The sequence below is a fragment of the Pseudorhodoferax sp. Leaf267 genome, assembly GCF_001422405.1.
In the GTDB taxonomy this organism is placed as follows: Bacteria; Pseudomonadota; Gammaproteobacteria; order Burkholderiales; family Burkholderiaceae_C; genus Pseudorhodoferax.
Genome location: NZ_LMMV01000026.1, coordinates 125,814 through 140,706, shown reverse-complemented (window position 1 = coordinate 140,706; position 14,893 = coordinate 125,814). Strand labels below are relative to the sequence as shown.

The following is a 14,893-nucleotide window of genomic DNA, read 5'->3' as shown; positions in this document are numbered from 1 at the left end:
GGGCATGCGGGTCTTACGGCGCCGGCTGGCGCGCCGCCAGCGTGTCGAAGTCCGCCGCGTCGTGCCGCTCGGGCAACTGGCTGGCCGGCTGGCCCCAGGTGCGGTTGACCATGCGGCCGCGCTGGGCGGCCGGGCGTTGCGCGATGGCGGCCGTCCAGCGCTGCACGTGCGCATAGTCCTGCACCTGCAGGAACTCGCCGGCTTCGTACAGCAGGCCCTGGGCCAGCGCGCCGTACCAGGGCCAGATGGCCATGTCGGCGATGGTGTAGTCGTCGCCGACCAGGTAGCGGTGGTCGGCCAGGTGCCGGTCCAGCACGTCGAGCTGGCGCTTGGCCTCCATCGCGTAGCGGTCGATCGCGTATTCGATCTTGGTCGGCGCGTAGGCGTAGAAATGGCCGAAGCCGCCGCCCACGAACGGCGCGCTGCCCATCTGCCAGAACAGCCAGGACAGGCACTCGGCGCGCGCCGCGCCGCCGGCCGGCACGAAGGCGCCGAACTTCTCGGCCAGGTACAAGAGGATGGCGCCGGACTCGAACACGCGCACGGGCGTGGCGCCGCTGCGGTCCCACAGCGCGGGAATCTTGGAGTTCGGGTTGGCCGCGACGAAGCCGCTGCCGAACTGCTCGCCCTCGTTGATCTTGATGAGCCAGGCGTCGTACTCGGCGCCCGCGTGGCCCAGCGCCAGCAGCTCTTCGAGCAGCACCGTGACCTTGACGCCGTTCGGCGTGGCCAGCGAATACAGCTGCAGCGGGTGGCGGCCGACCGGCAGGTCCTTCTCGTGCGTGGCGCCGGCAATGGGCCGGTTGATGTTGGCGAAGCGGCCGCCGCTGGCCTTGTTCCAGGTCCAGGCCGAGGGCGGTGTGTAGGGGGAAGCGTCCGTCATGCAGGGATCTCCAGGGGTGTGTGCGGGCCAGGGCGCGAGGGCCGGGCGACTATACGGGCGGGTCGTTTTCCGTGCAGGCGCAGGCCTGCCTCCCGCACAATGCCGCACCCCCCACGACACGGCACGACCACCCGCATGACCCAGCTCAGCCAGCACCAGAACGACTTCGACTCCGCGCCCGTGCAGCGCCTGCGCGACGACCTGGCCCTGGCGCTGCGCGCGGCCGCGCACCACGGCCTGGCCGAGGGCGTGTGCAACCACTTCAGCATCGAGCTGCCGGACGGCACGGGCCGCTTCCTGCTGAACCCGCGCGGCCTGCTGTGGAGCGAGGTGCAGGGCGACGACATCGTGCTGGTCGACGGCGAAGGCAACGCGCTGGCCGGCCGCCATGCGGTCGAGCCCACGGCCATGTTCATCCACGCCGCCATCCACCGGCTGTGCGGCCAGGCCTGCGTGCTGCACACCCACATGCCCTATGCCACGGCGCTCACGCTGACGAGCGACCGGCTGCTGGACACCACGCTGTCGCAGAACGCGATGCGCTTTCACGGCCGCGCCGCAGCCGACACGCACTACAACGGCCTGGCGCTCGACGCGTCCGAAGGCGAGCGCATCGCGCGGGCCATGGGTGGCGCCGACGTGGCCTTCCTCGGCAACCACGGCGTGGTGGTCTGCGGCGCGCGCATCGACCACGCCTACGACGACCTGTACTACCTGGAGCGTGCCTGCATGGCCCAGGTCATCGCCCAGTCCACGGGCCGCGCGCTGGTGCCGGTGGACGCCGCGATCGCGCTGCAGGTGCGCGACCAGACGCTGGGCGAGCGGTTGCAGTCCGAGCTGTTCTTCGAAGCCTTGCGGCGCACGCTGTGAGCTATTCTCGCCGGCCGCTTGCGGCGCCCGCGCGCCGCTCCTTTCCAGTTCTCACTTGTTGGATGCCCCCATGACCCGCCCCACGCTTCTCGCCCTGGCCGCCGCCGCCCTCGTCACCAGCCTGGCCCTGGCCCCTGCCGCACAGGCCGGCCCGCGGCTGGACAGGATCATGGACAGCAAGCTGATCCGCGTCGGCACGCCGGGCGACTACCGGCCGTTCGCGATCAAGACCGATGCGGGCTATTCGGGCCACGACGTCGACGTGGTGGAAGCCATGGCCAAGGAGCTGGGTGTGAAGGTCCAATGGGTGCCCACGAGCTGGCCCAACCTCATGAAGGACCTGCAGGCCGACAAATTCGACGTGGCCGTGGGCGGCATCACGCGCAACGTGAACCGCATCCGGCTGGTCGGCATGCTGCCGGGCTACGCGCCCTTCGGCAAGGTCGCACTGGTGCGCAGCGCCGACAAGGCGAAATTCGCGACGGCCGCCGACCTGAACAAGCCCGAGGTGCGCGTGATCAAGAACCCGGGCGGCACCAACGAAGCCTATGTGCTGGAGAACCTGAAGGCCGCCCAGGTCGCCACGCACGACAAGAACGCCGAGATCCCGGCGCTGATCGCCGAGGGCAAGGGCGACGTGATGATCACCGAGACCTTCGAGGCGCTGCATTACAGCCGCGTCGACCCACGCCTGCACGCGGCCTTCATCGACGCACCGCTCACGCCACGCAGCACGCTGGGCTTCATGCTGCCCGTGGACGATGCCGACTACACGCGCGTGATGGGCTTCGTGTGGGGCCAGGTCGACGCACGCGGCGGGCTCCAGCAGGCTGCCGACAAGTGGCTCAAATAGCGCCTGCCCACGTCGTCATCATTGGCTGCGGCTTCGCCGGTACCAGCGCGCTGTGGCAGCTGGTGGACCGCCACCCCGTGCGGCGCATCACGGTCTTCGAGGCCAGCGGCGTGTTCGGCCCGGGCTACCCCTACCGGCTCGACGACTGCGCCGACTACCTGATCAACAACACCACGGGCACCATGTGCCTGGTGCCCGGCCACCGGCGCGCGTTCCTGGACTGGCTGGCCGGCCAGCAGCGCGCCATCGACCCGCGAGGCCACCTGCCGCGCCGCGAGTTCGGCCGTTTTCTGGCCGACACGGTGCGGGCCGCGCAGACCAGCGCGGCCATCAAGGGCATCCAGGTCGAGCTGATCGGTGCCGAGGTGACGGGCCTGCAGGAGCCGGCGCACGGCGGCGTGCGCGTGCAATGGCACGGTGGCGAGGTGGCCGCCGATGCGGCCATCCTGACCACAGGCCGCTGCCCGGACCGCCAGGCCGCGCCCAGAGCGCCGGCCGGCGCGGGCGCCGTCTACGTGCTTGCGCACATCGGCGGCGATGCGCTCGATGACTTGCCGCTGGACGCCACCTGCCATGTGCTGGGCGCATCGCTGAGCGCCTACGACATCGTGAACCGCCTGTTCGCGCCGCGCACGGGCTGCAGCTTCGTGCGCGATGCGGCCGGCGTGCTGCAGTACCGGGCCGGTCCCAACGCGCGGCAGGTGGTGCTGTGCTCGCGCTCGGGCCGGCTCAAGAAGATGCACAGCCGCACGCCGCTGCCGATCCGGCGCACGCGGCTGGTGGCGCCGGTGCTGGCCGGCCTGGCCCGCCAGGGCGGGCTGACGCTGGCCGCGATCCAGGCCCTGGTCGACGAGGAGGCTGCGGCCCACGGCCAGGCCGTGGACTGGCCGCAGGTGCTGGCGCCCTACGCGAACTGCGACAGCGCCGAGGCCGTGAACCGGCATGCCGGCGCCCTGCTGGCCGCCGACATCGCGGCGGCCAGTGGTGGCGACGGCGCGAACTTCCTGGCCGACCTGGCGGACAACGCGCAAGACCTGCTGTGGCAGGTGTTCGCGCAGGGCTGGCTGCGCCCCGACCAGCAGCGCCTGTACCGCACGCACGTGGAGTCGGCCGTGTTGACCTATGCCGCCACCTGCCCGATCCCGACCGCCGAACGCCTGCTGGCCCTGCACCGTGCGGGCCGGCTCGTGGTGCGCACCGGCGTGCACGGCGTGGCGCTGCAGCCCGATGGCAGCGCCTACACCATCGCCCACCGCTTCGGCCTGGAGCAGGCGCGGGTGCTGGTCAACGCCACGGGCGCCGTGGACCGCCGTGTCGCCAGCCCGCACCAGGGCGCGCTGCTCGCATCGCTGCACGCACAGGGGCTGGCGCAGCCCTATCGGCTGGACGGCGAGGTGTCCGACGGCGTCGCGGTCGACCTGCAGACGTTCCGCCTGGACGGCAGCCGCTGCACCTATGCCGCCAACATGCTGCTGTGGGGCCCGGCGTTCTTCACGAGCTCGGCGTTCACGATGGCCAGCGTGGTCGAACAGTTGCTGGCGGGCCTGTTCGCCGCGCATCCGGTCAGCCCTTCATCAGCGCCACCGCTCCCGAGAAACTGAAGAACGCCGCCGCCGTCGACCACAGGATGATGCGCGCGACGCGGCCGGTATCGGCGCCGAAGCGCTCGGACAGCAGCGACACGTTGCTGGCGCTCGGCAAGGCCGCGGTCAGCACGATGACCACCAGCGCGAACGGCGTGAGCGGCAGGCCGAGCTGGATCGCCGAGGCGCCGACCAGCAGCACCAGCAGCGGGTGCAGCACCAGCTTGACCAGGGCGACCGGCACCACGTCGCGCAACGGCGGCGCCGCGTGGTGGCCGCGCGCGGCCAGCATCTGCGAGCGCGCCAGCACCGTGCCGATGGTGAACAGCGCCACAGGCGAGGCCGCGTCGGCCAGCAGGCCCAGCGTGGCGCCCAGCGGCGGCCACAGCGTGAGCCCCATGGCCTGGCTGGCGATGCCCAGCACGATGGCCCACGGCATGGGGTTCACCACGATGCCGCGCAGCGCCTTGCCGGCCGCCTGGCGCGCGCCGGCACTGCCCGCGCCGTCCAGCCGCGACAGCGCGATGCACAGCGACGAGATCACCAGCATGTCCACCAGCAGCGTCACGATCATCGGCCCGGCGGCCGAGGGGCCCAGCAGCTCCACCAGCAGCGGCACGCCCATGAAGCCGGTGTTGGGGAACGCGCCGACCAGGGCGCCGAAAGCCGCGTCGTTCCAGCGCACGCGCCGGTTCAGGCTGGCCGCCACGATGAAGGCCACCATGACCAGGCCGCACAGCAGGTAGACCGTGGCCACGCTCAGGTCCAGCAGCAGCGCCAGCGGCGTGTTGGCGCCGAAGCGGTACAGCATGCAGGGCAGCGCGAAGAACAGCACGAAGCCGTTCAGGCCGGGGATCGCCTCCAGCGGCAGCATGCGCCGCCGCGCGGCCAGGTAGCCGGCCAGGATCAGTGCGAAGAAGGGGAAGGTGACGGACAGGATGGCGAGCACGGGGCGCATTGTCCCCGCGCCATGCGGCCACCCGGGTCGTCGTCAGGCCGCCGGTGCCGCCAGCCTGGGCGCCCAGCCCGCGGCATCGAGCTTGAAGATCGCCATGGCCTGCACCAGGGTCTGGGCCTGCTCGTTCAGACTGGCCGCCGCCGCCGCGCTCTGCTCGACCAGTGCCGCGTTCTGCTGCGTGGCCTGGTCCATCTGCATGACGGCGGTGCCGATCTGCGCGACGCCCTCGCTCTGCTCGGCACTGGCGCTGCTGATCTCTCCCATGATGTCGGTCACGCGCCGGATGGCGGAGACGATCTCGTCCATGGTCGTGCCGGCCCGGGCCACCAGCACCGTGCCCTGCTCCACGCGCTGCACGCTGGCCTCGATGAGCGACTTGATCTCCTTGGCCGCGTCGGCCGAGCGGCCGGCCAGGTTGCGCACCTCGCTGGCCACCACCGCGAAGCCGCGGCCCTGCTCACCGGCCCGCGCCGCTTCCACGGCGGCGTTCAGCGCCAGGATGTTGGTCTGGAAGGCGATGCTGTCGATGACGCTGATGATGTCGGCGATCCGGCGCGAGCTGTCGTTGATGCCCTGCATCGTGTCCACGACCTCGCGCACGACGCTGCCGCCCTGGGACGCCACGGCGCTGGCGCCCTGGGCCAGTTCGTTGGCCTGGCGGGCGCTGTCGGCGTTCTGCCGCACGGTGGAGCTGAGCTGGTCCATCGATGCGGCGGTGGTCTGCAGCGTGCTGGCCTGCTGCTCGGTGCGTTGGCTCAGGTCGGAGTTCCCCTGCGCGATCTCCCCGCTGGCGCTGGCCACGCTCACGGCACTGGCCCGCACGCCGGAGACGACCCGGCCCAGTGCCTGCTGCATGTCGCCCAGGGCGGTCAGCAGCGGCGTGAACTCGTCGCGCTGCCCGTCGTGGGTGTGCGCGCTGAGATCGCCATCGCGCACCCGCTCGGCCACCCCGCGTGACTGCGCGACGCGGCGCTGCAGCACGGCCGAGATGTACCCGGCGAACACGACCAGGCCCACGATGGCGGCGACCACCAGCGAGACCAGCACGCGCGTGGTGGTGGCCGCCTGCGTGCGCACCTGCGCCAGGTCGCCACGCAGTGCTTCTTCCTGCAGCCCGACCAGTTCGGCCACTGCCGCGAGCAGGGCGTTGCGCGCCGGGATGGTGCGGTCGACGAGAAATTCGAAGGCCTCGGCCTTGCGGCCGGCCTGGATCAACTGGAGGTTGGCCTCGCCGGTCTGCCAGAAGCCGGCCACCAGGTCGGTGACCCGCGCGAACTTGGCCTGGTCATCCGGCGACATGGCCCCTGCGTAGGCGGCCAGCGTCTGGTCCATCAGCTTGCGCTTCTCGCCGATGTCGGCAATGGCGGCCGCCATCTCCTGCGGCGTGCGCGCCAGGATGGCATGGCGCAGCTGCAGCGAGACGCGCGTGACGTTGAGCTCGGTTGCCGCCATGCGCCGCAATTGCGGCACCCGCATGCTCTCGGTCCGGGAGGCCAGCTCGGACACGGCCGACATCTTCAGGTGCGCGAACCAGGCGACCGCGGCAAGCGCGGCGGCCAGCACGAAGGCCAGCAGGTACAGGCGACGACCGATGCCGAAGGATGCGCGTGACATGGTGGAAATCCTTGGAGTTCATCCGGGGGAGGAATGTATTCATTTGTCCTGATTTCTGTCAAATGAATTCTTGCATACGTTCAATTTCTGCAATAAGCCTCACGTAAGCCTACCGGTATGATCCCCCGGCCCCGCGCGCAAGCCTTGCGCGCCGCCTTCCCGCCGCAGCCACTCCTTCCCCATGTCATCAGGTCTGAACGTCGCCCAGCAGGAGGCCGTGAACTACGTGCACGGCCCTTGCCTGGTGCTGGCCGGCGCCGGCTCGGGAAAGACGCGCGTGATCACGCTGAAGATCGGCGCGCTGATCAACGCCGGGTTGGAAGCCAAGCGCATCGCCGCCATCACCTTCACGAACAAGGCCGCCGCCGAGATGCGCGAGCGCGCCAAGCACCTGATCGGCCGCGCCGCCAAGGACGTGACGATCTGCACCTTCCACGCCCTGGGCGTGCGCATGGTGCGCGAGGACGGCCACCGCGTGGGCCTCAAGCCCCAGTTCAGCATCCTGGACACCGACGACGTGACCAGCATCCTGAAGGACGCCGGCGGCACCACCGACGCGGCCACGGCCCGCATCTGGCAGTGGACCATCAGCAAGTGGAAGAACATGGGCCTGACGGCCGAGCAGGCCGAGGCGCAGGCCGTGGACGACAACGAGCGCATCACGGCGCGCATCATGGGCCGCTACGAAGAGCGGCTCACGGCCTACCAGAGCGTGGACTTCGACGACCTGATCGGCATGCCGCTGCGCCTGCTGCGCGACCACGCCGAAGTGCGCGAGAAATGGCAGCGCCTGCTGGGCCATGTGCTGGTCGACGAGTACCAGGACACCAACGCCACGCAGTACGAGGTGCTCAAGCTGCTGGTGGGCGAACGCGCGCGCTTCACGGCCGTGGGCGACGACGACCAGTCCATCTACGGCTGGCGCGGCGCCACGCTGGACAACCTGAAGAAGCTGCCGGTCGACTACCCGAACTTGAAGGTCATCAAGCTGGAGCAGAACTACCGCTCCACCAGCGCCATCCTGCGCGCGGCCAACAACGTGATCGGGCCGAATCCCAAGCTGTTCCCCAAGACGCTGTTCTCCGAGCTGGGCGAGGGCGAGCCGGTGCGCGTGATCGATGCCGACAACGAGGAGCACGAGGCCGAGCGCGTGGTGGCGCGCATCCAGTCGCTGCGGGCCAATTCGCAGCACCAGGAGTTCCGCCATTTCGCGGTGCTGTACCGCGCCAACCACCAGGCCAAGCCCTTCGAGAAGGCGCTGCGCAAGGCGCAGATCCCGTACAAGGTGTCGGGCGGACAGAGCTTCTTCGACCGGGCCGAGATCAAGGATTTGTGCGCGTGGTTCCGGCTGTGGGTCAACAACGACGACGACCCGGCCTTTTTGCGCGCCATCACCACGCCCAAGCGCGGCATTGGCCACACCACGCTCGGGCAGATGGGCGTGTACGCCACGCAGTACAAGCTCTCGCTGTTCGCCTCGCTGTTCTCGGCCTCGCTGGGCAGTTTGCTGCCGCGCCGCGCGTTCGAGAGCCTGCAGGAGTTCGGCCGCTACATCAACCACCTGGAGTACAGCGCGCGCCGCACCATGGGCGCCGAGGATGCGCGCGCCTTCATGATGGAGTGGCTCAAAGAGATCGGCTATGAGCAGCACATCTACGACGGCGAGGAGAGCGAGCAGGCCGCGGCCTCGCGCTGGTCCAACGTGATGGACTTCGTGGACTGGATGTCGGCGCGCTGCGGCGGCGAGCTGGACGACGGCGCGGGCGTGTCCAGCAGCACCGAAACCAAGTCGCTCATGGAAGTGGCGCAGACCGTGTCGCTGATCTCCACCATGAGCGAGCGCGAGAAGGACCAGGACCTGGTCGTGCTGTCCACGCTGCACGCCTCCAAGGGCCTGGAGTGGCCGCACGTGATGCTGGTGGGCGTGAACGAGGGCATGCTGCCCTTCAAGCTCGAAGACGACAACGGCCGCCAGCAGGTGGTCAGCGACGAGACCGCGCAGCGCCTGCAGGAAGAGCGCCGCCTCATGTACGTGGGCATCACGCGCGCCCAGCGCACGCTGGCCGTGACCTGGACGCGCAAGCGCAAGAAGGGCCGCGAGATGGTGGCCGCCCTGCCCAGCCGCTTCATCGCCGAGATGGGGCTGGACAAGACCACGGTGAAGGAAGACCCGCGCGAGAAGCTGCGCGCGCTGCGGGCGGAGTTTGCGAAGAAGGCGGCCAGCGCGGCGGCGGCCAACCTGCCATGAAGGCCTTCGCCACCGCGCTGCTGGCGCTGGCCGCGGGCGCCACCCACGCGCAGGACACCCCACCCGCCTGCCCCGCACCGCACGAGCTGCGCGCTGCCCATCTCTACGGCGCCTGGCGTGCCCAGTGGCCCGATGCCCCCGACCGGCCCACCGCCACGCTGCGGCTGGAGCGCCACGAGGAACTGACCGACAGCGTGCGCGGCCGCGTCGAGCGCGACGGCGTCTCGGCCCAGGTGGTCGGCGATGCCAACGACGGCGATTTCACGCTGGAGGAATCGCTGGACGGCCAGCGCATCTCGGCCAACTGGATCGGCGAAGTGGTCGAAGGCTCCTGCGGCAAGGAGATCCGCGGAGTGTGGACGGATGGCAACACCGGCACACAACGCGCGTTCATCCTGCGCCGACAAGGCGGTTGGCAATGAACAATCGCGCCCGCCCGAATTCCCCCATCCACGCACGAGGACACCGCATGCCCCTGCTCCGCATTCCCTTCCTGCTCTCGCCGCTGGCCCTGCTGTTGGGCTGGGCCAGCCAGGCGCAGGCCCAGACCGCCGTGCCGGCCCCTGGCTCCGTGCCGTCGTGGCAGACCTGCGCCGCACAGGCCGGCGACGACGCCGCGCGCCTGCGCTGCTTCGACGCCTGGGCCAGGCAGCAGGCCACGGAGGCCGCGGCCGTCAACGCCCAGGCCGCCGCGCGCACGCCGCAGCAGGGCGCAACGACCAACAAGCCGGCATCCACCGGCGGCACGGCGACCACCGCCGTCGTGGCCGACACGCCGCTGGCCGCGCCCGAGGCGCCCGTGGTCGAGCGCTGCCACGACACGCGCTACTCGGTGCTGTCGCGCGTCTGGGAGCTCGAATCGGGCACCGACTGCGGCGTGCTGAGCCTGCGCGGCTACCGCCCGGTCAGCCTGTCGCTGGCGCAGTCCAGCAGCGTGAACCGCACGCCGGGCACGCCCAACCCGGAAAACCAGTCCACCGAGGTGGAGGGCTACCGCCGCACCGAGGCGCGCATCCAGCTCTCGGTGCGCACCAAGCTGGCCCAGGGCCTGCTCACGCCGCGCGAAGGCGACCGCGTGGACTCGCTGTGGCTGGGCTATTCGCAGCAATCGTTCTGGCAGGTGTTCTCGCCCGAGCTGTCGCGGCCGTTCCGCGCCACCGACCACGAGCCCGAGCTGATCTACGTCTACCCGACCTACGCCGAGCTGGGCAGCTGGCGCCTGCGCTACAGCGGCCTGGGCATCGTGCACCAGTCCAACGGGCAGAACCTGCCACTGTCCCGCAGCTGGAACCGCGTCTACCTGATGGCCGGCGCCGAGAGCAAGGACGAGCGCTTCCGCGTCACGGGCCGCGTCTGGCACCGCCTGAGCGAAGACGCCAAGAGCGACGACAACCCGGACATCACGGACTACATCGGCCGCGCCGAGATCACCGGCGGCTGGACGCTGTCCAACCGCGACAACCTGAGCCTCACGCTGCGCCACCCGCTCAAGACCAACGGCAAGGGCTCGGCCCGCTTCGAGTGGCAGCATGCCCTGGGGCCGCAGGGCGAGGGCTGGCTGCGCAGCGGGCTGCGCCTGCACACGCAGATCTTCCACGGCTACGGCGACAGCCTGATCGACTACAACGTGCGCAAGACCGTCTTCAGTGTGGGCCTGAGCCTGATGGACTTCTGAGGCCGGCGAGCGCCTGGGCAGCCGCGCAGCGCCGCTGCAACTGCTGCACCAGCGAGCGCGCCTGCACCGCCTCGGCCCATTTGCCGCCCTGCAGCATCGGCACGGGCGCCGCATCCGCCGCGCCGGCCGGGCGCAGCAGCACCTGCCAGTCCTCCTCGCCGTCGGCCGTGCGGATCTGCACCTCGGCCCCGGCCAGCGGCAGCTGCGCCGTCGCCTCGGCGCCGCGCCGGCCGGCCGTGACCTGCAGCACGCAGTCGCCGGCCATCGCGTAGCGATAGTGCGCCGCAAGATGCGGCCGGCCGCCCACGCCGTTCAGCGTGGCCAGCAGCTGGGCCACGCTCATGGCCGACTCGTCCAGCAACGGCGCGTCCTCGGTCGGGTAGCCGTCCACGCAGGCGGTCAGCGCCAGCGCGCCGGCCAGCACGAAGGCATGGAGCATCAGGCGCGCGCCTCGGGCTCGGCCGCGGCCTCGACGGCCGGGCCGGTGCCCACCTCCAGCCGCATGGCCAGCACCTTGTCGATGGTCTTGCCGTCCATGTCGACGATCTCCAGGCGCCAGCCTTCCCACTCGGCGGTGTCGGCCACCTTGGGCAGCCGGCCCGACAGCAGCATCAGCATGCCCGACAGCGTGTGGTAGCGGCCGCGCTCCTCCTCGGGCACGGCGGCCAGGTTCAGCCGGTCCTTCAGCTCCGGCACGGGAATGTGGCCGTCCAGCAGCCAGCTGCCGTCCTCGCGCTGCACGGCCCAGGACGTTTGCGGGTCGCGCGGCTGGAACTCGCCGGTGATGGCCTCGATCAGGTCCTGCAGCGTGACGATGCCCTGCACCTCGCCGTACTCGTCGATCACGAAGGCCATGTGCATGTCGGTGGAGCGGAAGTTGTCCAGCAGCTCCATGCCGGTCAGCGTCTCGGGCACGTACAGCGGCTCCTGCATGGCCTGCAGGCCCAGGTCGCGGTTGCCGTCGCGCAGCGCGCGCGACAGCCACTGGCGCGCGTTGAGGATGCCCACGACGTCGTCCAGCCCGCCGCGCACCACCGGGAAGCGCGCATGGTCGCTGGCCTCGATGCGCGCCAGGTTCTCCTCGAACGGCAGGTTCACGTCCAGCGTGACGACGTCGCTGCGCGGCACCATCAGCGACACGATCTGCCGGTCGTCGAGCCGGAACACGTTGCGCACCATGTCGTGCTCGTGCGACTCGATGACGCCGGCCGTCGTGCCCTCGGCCAGCATGGCGTGGATCTCCTCGGCCGTCACGGGGTTGGGGTTGCCGTCCTTCACGCCCAGCATGCGCAGCAGGCCCTGGGTGGAGATGGTCAGCAGCCGCACGAAGGGCTTGGTGGCCGTGGCCAGCAAATCGATCGGCCGGGCGATCAGGCGCGCCAGGGTTTCCGGGTGCGTCTGGCCCAGGCGCTTGGGCACGAGCTCGCCCGCGACGATGGAGACGTAGGTGATCAGCACGACCACCAGGCCGGTCGCGCCATAGCCGCTGTAGGGCGCGGGCACGCCCAGCTCGGTCAGCCAGGCGGCCAGCGGCTGGGCCAGTGCGGCCTCGCCGACGATGCCGTTCAGCACGCCGATGGAGGTGATGCCGATCTGGATCGTGGACAAAAAGCGCGTCGGGTCTTCGCCGAGCTTGATGGCGGCCGCGGCCGCCGCATCGCCTTCGTCCACGAGCTTTTGCAATCGCGCGCGGCGCGCAGTGACCAGTGCGATCTCCGACATCGCGAACATGCCATTGATCAGGACCAAGGCCAGGAGAACAAGAATTTCCACAGAACACCCGAAGGAAAGAAAAGAAGGTCGCGCTGCATGCAGCGGCCCCGGCCGCCATGGCAGGGGAAAGGAAGGCGCAAAGGCCCGCGCAGGGCGCGCGGCAGGGGGCGGCTCAGGCGCCCAGGATGGGAGGGCGGCGCAGCCCGTCCAGATAGGGCGGCGGCCCGGCCTGGGCCAGCGGCACGTCGGGCCGGATCGGCAGGCCGGCCGCGCCGGTGGCGCCGGGCTGGCACAACAGGCCGACCAGGTCGGCCAGCAGCTGGATCGGGAGGTCGTCGAGGTGGTGGTCGTCCAGCGAGCCGCCGGCGCTGGCGCGTGCGTCTGCCAGCGCAGTGCCGGCCTGTGCGGCGAGCACGTGTTCGGCCAGGCTTTCCGAGGTGAGGGAGGCGGCCTCGGTCTGTGCCGCGAAGCCCATCCAGGCCATCACGATGGCAAGGAAGAAGGCAAGGGCCCGGGAACGCATAAGGGCGCGATTCTAGGTGCGGGCCGCAAACCCCTGTGCCGGCGGGCCTTGCGCGGCCCTGTCAGCCGCGCGCCGGGGCGCCGAACTTGCCGTGCGGCAGGCTGTCCAGTCGCGCGAACATGCGCCGGCAGTAGCCGCGCACGGACAGGCACTTGTTGATCTCGTCCACCGGCAGCGGGCCGGAGACGACCACGATGTCGTTGGCGCTCTCCTGCGCGCCGGCGGCCCGCAGCCGGCGCCGCGCACCCATGGCCCAGGAGTGGATGCGCGCCGGGTTGCCGTGCTGGTGCAGGTGGCCGGTGCTGGCGTCGAAGGCCAGCGCCACGGTGTCGGTCTTCAGCTTGAGCTGGTGTTCACCGGTGAGCTGGCTGGCTGGCGTGCCCATGTCGTACAGGTAGTAGCTGCCGGCCTTCAACTGGTACTGGAGATCCATGCGGTGTCCTTTCGGGGAGCATCTTGCAAGGGCTTGCTGCCTGCAAAAGCCGCGCAACGGCGGCCATCGCGTCCAGTTCGCGATTCTGCGCCGCAATGTGCGCGCTGTTCAGCGGGGCAGACCCCGACAATCGCCACATGCCTGCATCCAATCCTTCGGACACCGACTTCGCGCGGTTGCCCCTGTCCCCCGCCGACCTGCACAACCTGGCCCAGCTGGGCTACGAGCGCATGACGCCCATCCAGGCGGCCAGCCTGCCCCCCGCGCTGGAGGGCCGCGACCTGATCGCCCAGGCCGAAACCGGCAGCGGCAAGACCGCCGCCTTCGGCCTGGCGCTGCTGGCCCGGCTCAACCCGCGCTTCTTCGGCGTGCAGGCCATGGTGCTGTGCCCCACGCGCGAGCTGGCCGACCAGGTCACGACCGAGCTGCGCCGCCTGGCCCGTGCGCAGGACAACATCAAGACCGTGACCCTGTGCGGCGGCGTGCCGCTGCGCAACCAGACCGCCAGCCTGGAACACGGCGCCCACATCGTGGTCGGCACGCCGGGCCGCATCATGGACCACCTGGACCGCGGCCATTTGCAGCTCGAAGGCCTGCGCACGCTGGTGCTCGACGAGGCCGACCGCATGCTGGACATGGGCTTCAACGACGACATCGTGAAGGTGGCCAGGCAATGCCCGGCCGACCGCCAGACACTGCTGTTCTCGGCCACGTATCCCGAGGGCATCGCGCAGTTGTCCAAGCAGTTCCTGCGCAACCCGCTGACCATCAAGATCGAGGCCAAACAGGACCTGCGCCACATCACACAGCAGTGGTACGAGGTGAAGGAGGACGACCGGCTGGACGCCGTGGTGCGCCTCTTGCGCCACCACAAGCCCGACAGCGCGCTGGCCTTTTGCAACACCAAGCAGCAGTGCCGCGACCTCCTGGCCGTGCTGCGGGGCCACGGCTTCGCCGCACTGGCGCTGTACGGCGAGCTCGAGCAGGTCGAGCGCGACCAGGTGCTGGTGCGCTTTGCCAACCGCAGCGCCACCGTGCTGGTGGCAACAGACGTGGCCGCACGCGGGCTGGACATCGCGCGCCTGGCGGCCGTGGTCACAGTCGAGGTGACGCCCGACCCCGAGGTCCACGTGCACCGCATCGGCCGCACCGGCCGCGCCGGCGAGAAGGGCCTGGCCCTGAACCTGGCCAGCATGGACGAGATGGGCCGCGTGGGCCGCATCGAGCTGCTGCAAGGCCAGCCGACGAAATGGGACAAGCTCGATGCCTTGACGGACGACGGCCAGCCGCCCGCCCTGCCCCCGATGGCCACGCTGCAGATCCTGGGTGGCCGCAAGGAGAAGATCCGCGCCGGCGACGTGCTGGGCGCGCTGACCGGCGAGGCCGGCTTCACGCGCGAGCAGATCGGCAAGATCGATGTGAACGAGTTCTCCACCTACGTGGCGGTGCAGCGCCAGCTGGCCCACGACGCCGTGCGCCGGCTCAACGCCGGGCGCATCAAGGGCAAGAGCGTGAAGGTGCGGCTGCTCGAAGACTGAAG

14 protein-coding genes are annotated in these 14,893 nt (G+C 70.5%); 7 read left to right on the top strand and 7 right to left on the bottom strand.

Annotated elements, in window-relative coordinates; translation table 11 throughout:
- Positions 1-13: 13 nt before the first annotated feature.
- A complete protein-coding gene (gene yghU, locus ASF43_RS27925) occupies positions 14-883 on the bottom strand; it encodes a glutathione-dependent disulfide-bond oxidoreductase (protein ID WP_056189018.1) in 870 nt (289 codons plus the stop codon).
- Positions 884-1,018: 135 nt separating this feature from the next.
- On the opposite strand from yghU, the gene ASF43_RS27920 reads away from it, so the two are divergent.
- The 3 genes from ASF43_RS27920 (at position 1,019) to ASF43_RS27910 (ending at position 4,207) form a co-directional block, all read left to right on the top strand.
- A complete protein-coding gene (locus tag ASF43_RS27920; protein WP_056189015.1) occupies positions 1,019-1,753 on the top strand; it encodes an aldolase in 735 nt (244 codons plus the stop codon).
- A gap of 70 nt (positions 1,754-1,823) precedes the next feature.
- Positions 1,824-2,606, top strand: coding sequence for a transporter substrate-binding domain-containing protein (locus tag ASF43_RS27915; protein ID WP_056189012.1), 783 nt, complete (start codon positions 1,824-1,826; stop codon positions 2,604-2,606).
- Positions 2,594-4,207: an FAD/NAD(P)-binding protein gene (locus ASF43_RS27910; protein WP_056189009.1), complete on the top strand. Its 1,614-nt coding sequence runs from the start codon at positions 2,594-2,596 to the stop codon at positions 4,205-4,207. The genes ASF43_RS27915 and ASF43_RS27910 overlap by 13 nt, the downstream gene beginning before the upstream one ends.
- On the opposite strand, the gene ASF43_RS27905 is transcribed toward ASF43_RS27910, so the two are convergent.
- Both ASF43_RS27905 and ASF43_RS27900 read right to left on the bottom strand, forming a co-directional pair.
- Entirely contained in the window at positions 4,170-5,138 is a 969-nt protein-coding gene (locus tag ASF43_RS27905) for an AEC family transporter (RefSeq protein WP_056189267.1), read from the bottom strand. The two genes, ASF43_RS27910 and ASF43_RS27905, sit on opposite strands and share 38 nt — an antisense overlap.
- Before the next feature lie 42 nt (positions 5,139-5,180).
- Positions 5,181-6,761: a methyl-accepting chemotaxis protein gene (locus ASF43_RS27900; RefSeq protein WP_056189006.1), complete on the bottom strand. Its 1,581-nt coding sequence runs from the start codon at positions 6,759-6,761 to the stop codon at positions 5,181-5,183.
- 181 nt (positions 6,762-6,942) lie between these two features.
- On the opposite strand from ASF43_RS27900, the gene ASF43_RS27895 reads away from it, so the two are divergent.
- From ASF43_RS27895 to ASF43_RS27885, 3 genes are read left to right on the top strand one after another with little or no spacing between them, the layout of a single operon-like run.
- Positions 6,943-9,009, top strand: coding sequence for an ATP-dependent helicase (locus ASF43_RS27895; RefSeq protein WP_056189003.1), 2,067 nt, complete (start codon positions 6,943-6,945; stop codon positions 9,007-9,009).
- Entirely contained in the window at positions 9,006-9,431 is a 426-nt protein-coding gene (locus ASF43_RS27890) for a hypothetical protein (protein WP_056189000.1), read from the top strand. Before ASF43_RS27895 ends, ASF43_RS27890 begins: the two co-directional genes overlap by 4 nt.
- A 47-nt stretch (positions 9,432-9,478) precedes the next feature.
- Positions 9,479-10,684 (top strand): phospholipase A, encoded by a 1,206-nt coding sequence (locus ASF43_RS27885; RefSeq protein ID WP_235578393.1) that lies wholly within the window; start codon positions 9,479-9,481, stop codon positions 10,682-10,684.
- On the opposite strand, the gene ASF43_RS27880 is transcribed toward ASF43_RS27885, so the two are convergent.
- From ASF43_RS27880 to ASF43_RS27865, 4 genes are all read right to left on the bottom strand, one after another.
- On the bottom strand, positions 10,653-11,123 hold the full coding sequence (locus ASF43_RS27880) for a hypothetical protein (protein WP_056188997.1): 471 nt from the start codon (positions 11,121-11,123) through the stop codon (positions 10,653-10,655). The two genes, ASF43_RS27885 and ASF43_RS27880, sit on opposite strands and share 32 nt — an antisense overlap.
- Positions 11,123-12,457 (bottom strand): hemolysin family protein, encoded by a 1,335-nt coding sequence (locus ASF43_RS27875; protein WP_056188994.1) that lies wholly within the window; start codon positions 12,455-12,457, stop codon positions 11,123-11,125. The genes ASF43_RS27880 and ASF43_RS27875 overlap by 1 nt, the downstream gene beginning before the upstream one ends.
- Positions 12,458-12,569: 112 nt before the next feature.
- On the bottom strand, positions 12,570-12,920 hold the full coding sequence (locus ASF43_RS27870; RefSeq protein WP_056188991.1) for a hypothetical protein: 351 nt from the start codon (positions 12,918-12,920) through the stop codon (positions 12,570-12,572).
- A gap of 61 nt (positions 12,921-12,981) precedes the next feature.
- On the bottom strand, positions 12,982-13,353 hold the full coding sequence (locus tag ASF43_RS27865; RefSeq protein ID WP_056188988.1) for a hypothetical protein: 372 nt from the start codon (positions 13,351-13,353) through the stop codon (positions 12,982-12,984).
- Positions 13,354-13,490: 137 nt separating this feature from the next.
- Here ASF43_RS27865 and dbpA point away from each other — a divergent pair, with 137 nt between their 5' ends.
- Positions 13,491-14,891 carry an ATP-dependent RNA helicase DbpA gene (gene dbpA, locus ASF43_RS27860; protein WP_056189262.1) on the top strand — a complete coding sequence of 467 codons (1,401 nt, stop codon included), beginning with the start codon at positions 13,491-13,493 and terminating at the stop codon, positions 14,889-14,891.
- The last annotated feature ends 2 nt before the right edge of the window (positions 14,892-14,893 follow it).

What these genes read in the sequence shown, in the direction of transcription:
- ASF43_RS27880 (WP_056188997.1), bottom strand. Translation starts at nt 11,123, where the DNA reads ATGCTCCATGCCTTCGTGCTGGCCGGCGCGCTGGCGCTGACCGCCTGC.
- ASF43_RS27915 (WP_056189012.1), top strand. Translation starts at nt 1,824, where the DNA reads ATGACCCGCCCCACGCTTCTCGCCCTGGCCGCCGCCGCCCTCGTCACC.
- ASF43_RS27895 (WP_056189003.1), top strand. Translation starts at nt 6,943, where the DNA reads ATGTCATCAGGTCTGAACGTCGCCCAGCAGGAGGCCGTGAACTACGTG.
- ASF43_RS27885 (WP_235578393.1), top strand. Translation starts at nt 9,479, where the DNA reads ATGCCCCTGCTCCGCATTCCCTTCCTGCTCTCGCCGCTGGCCCTGCTG.
- yghU (WP_056189018.1), bottom strand. Translation starts at nt 883, where the DNA reads ATGACGGACGCTTCCCCCTACACACCGCCCTCGGCCTGGACCTGGAAC.
- ASF43_RS27870 (WP_056188991.1), bottom strand. Translation starts at nt 12,920, where the DNA reads ATGCGTTCCCGGGCCCTTGCCTTCTTCCTTGCCATCGTGATGGCCTGG.
- ASF43_RS27920 (WP_056189015.1), top strand. Translation starts at nt 1,019, where the DNA reads ATGACCCAGCTCAGCCAGCACCAGAACGACTTCGACTCCGCGCCCGTG.
- ASF43_RS27900 (WP_056189006.1), bottom strand. Translation starts at nt 6,761, where the DNA reads ATGTCACGCGCATCCTTCGGCATCGGTCGTCGCCTGTACCTGCTGGCC.
- ASF43_RS27890 (WP_056189000.1), top strand. Translation starts at nt 9,006, where the DNA reads ATGAAGGCCTTCGCCACCGCGCTGCTGGCGCTGGCCGCGGGCGCCACC.
- dbpA (WP_056189262.1), top strand. Translation starts at nt 13,491, where the DNA reads ATGCCTGCATCCAATCCTTCGGACACCGACTTCGCGCGGTTGCCCCTG.
- ASF43_RS27865 (WP_056188988.1), bottom strand. Translation starts at nt 13,353, where the DNA reads ATGGATCTCCAGTACCAGTTGAAGGCCGGCAGCTACTACCTGTACGAC.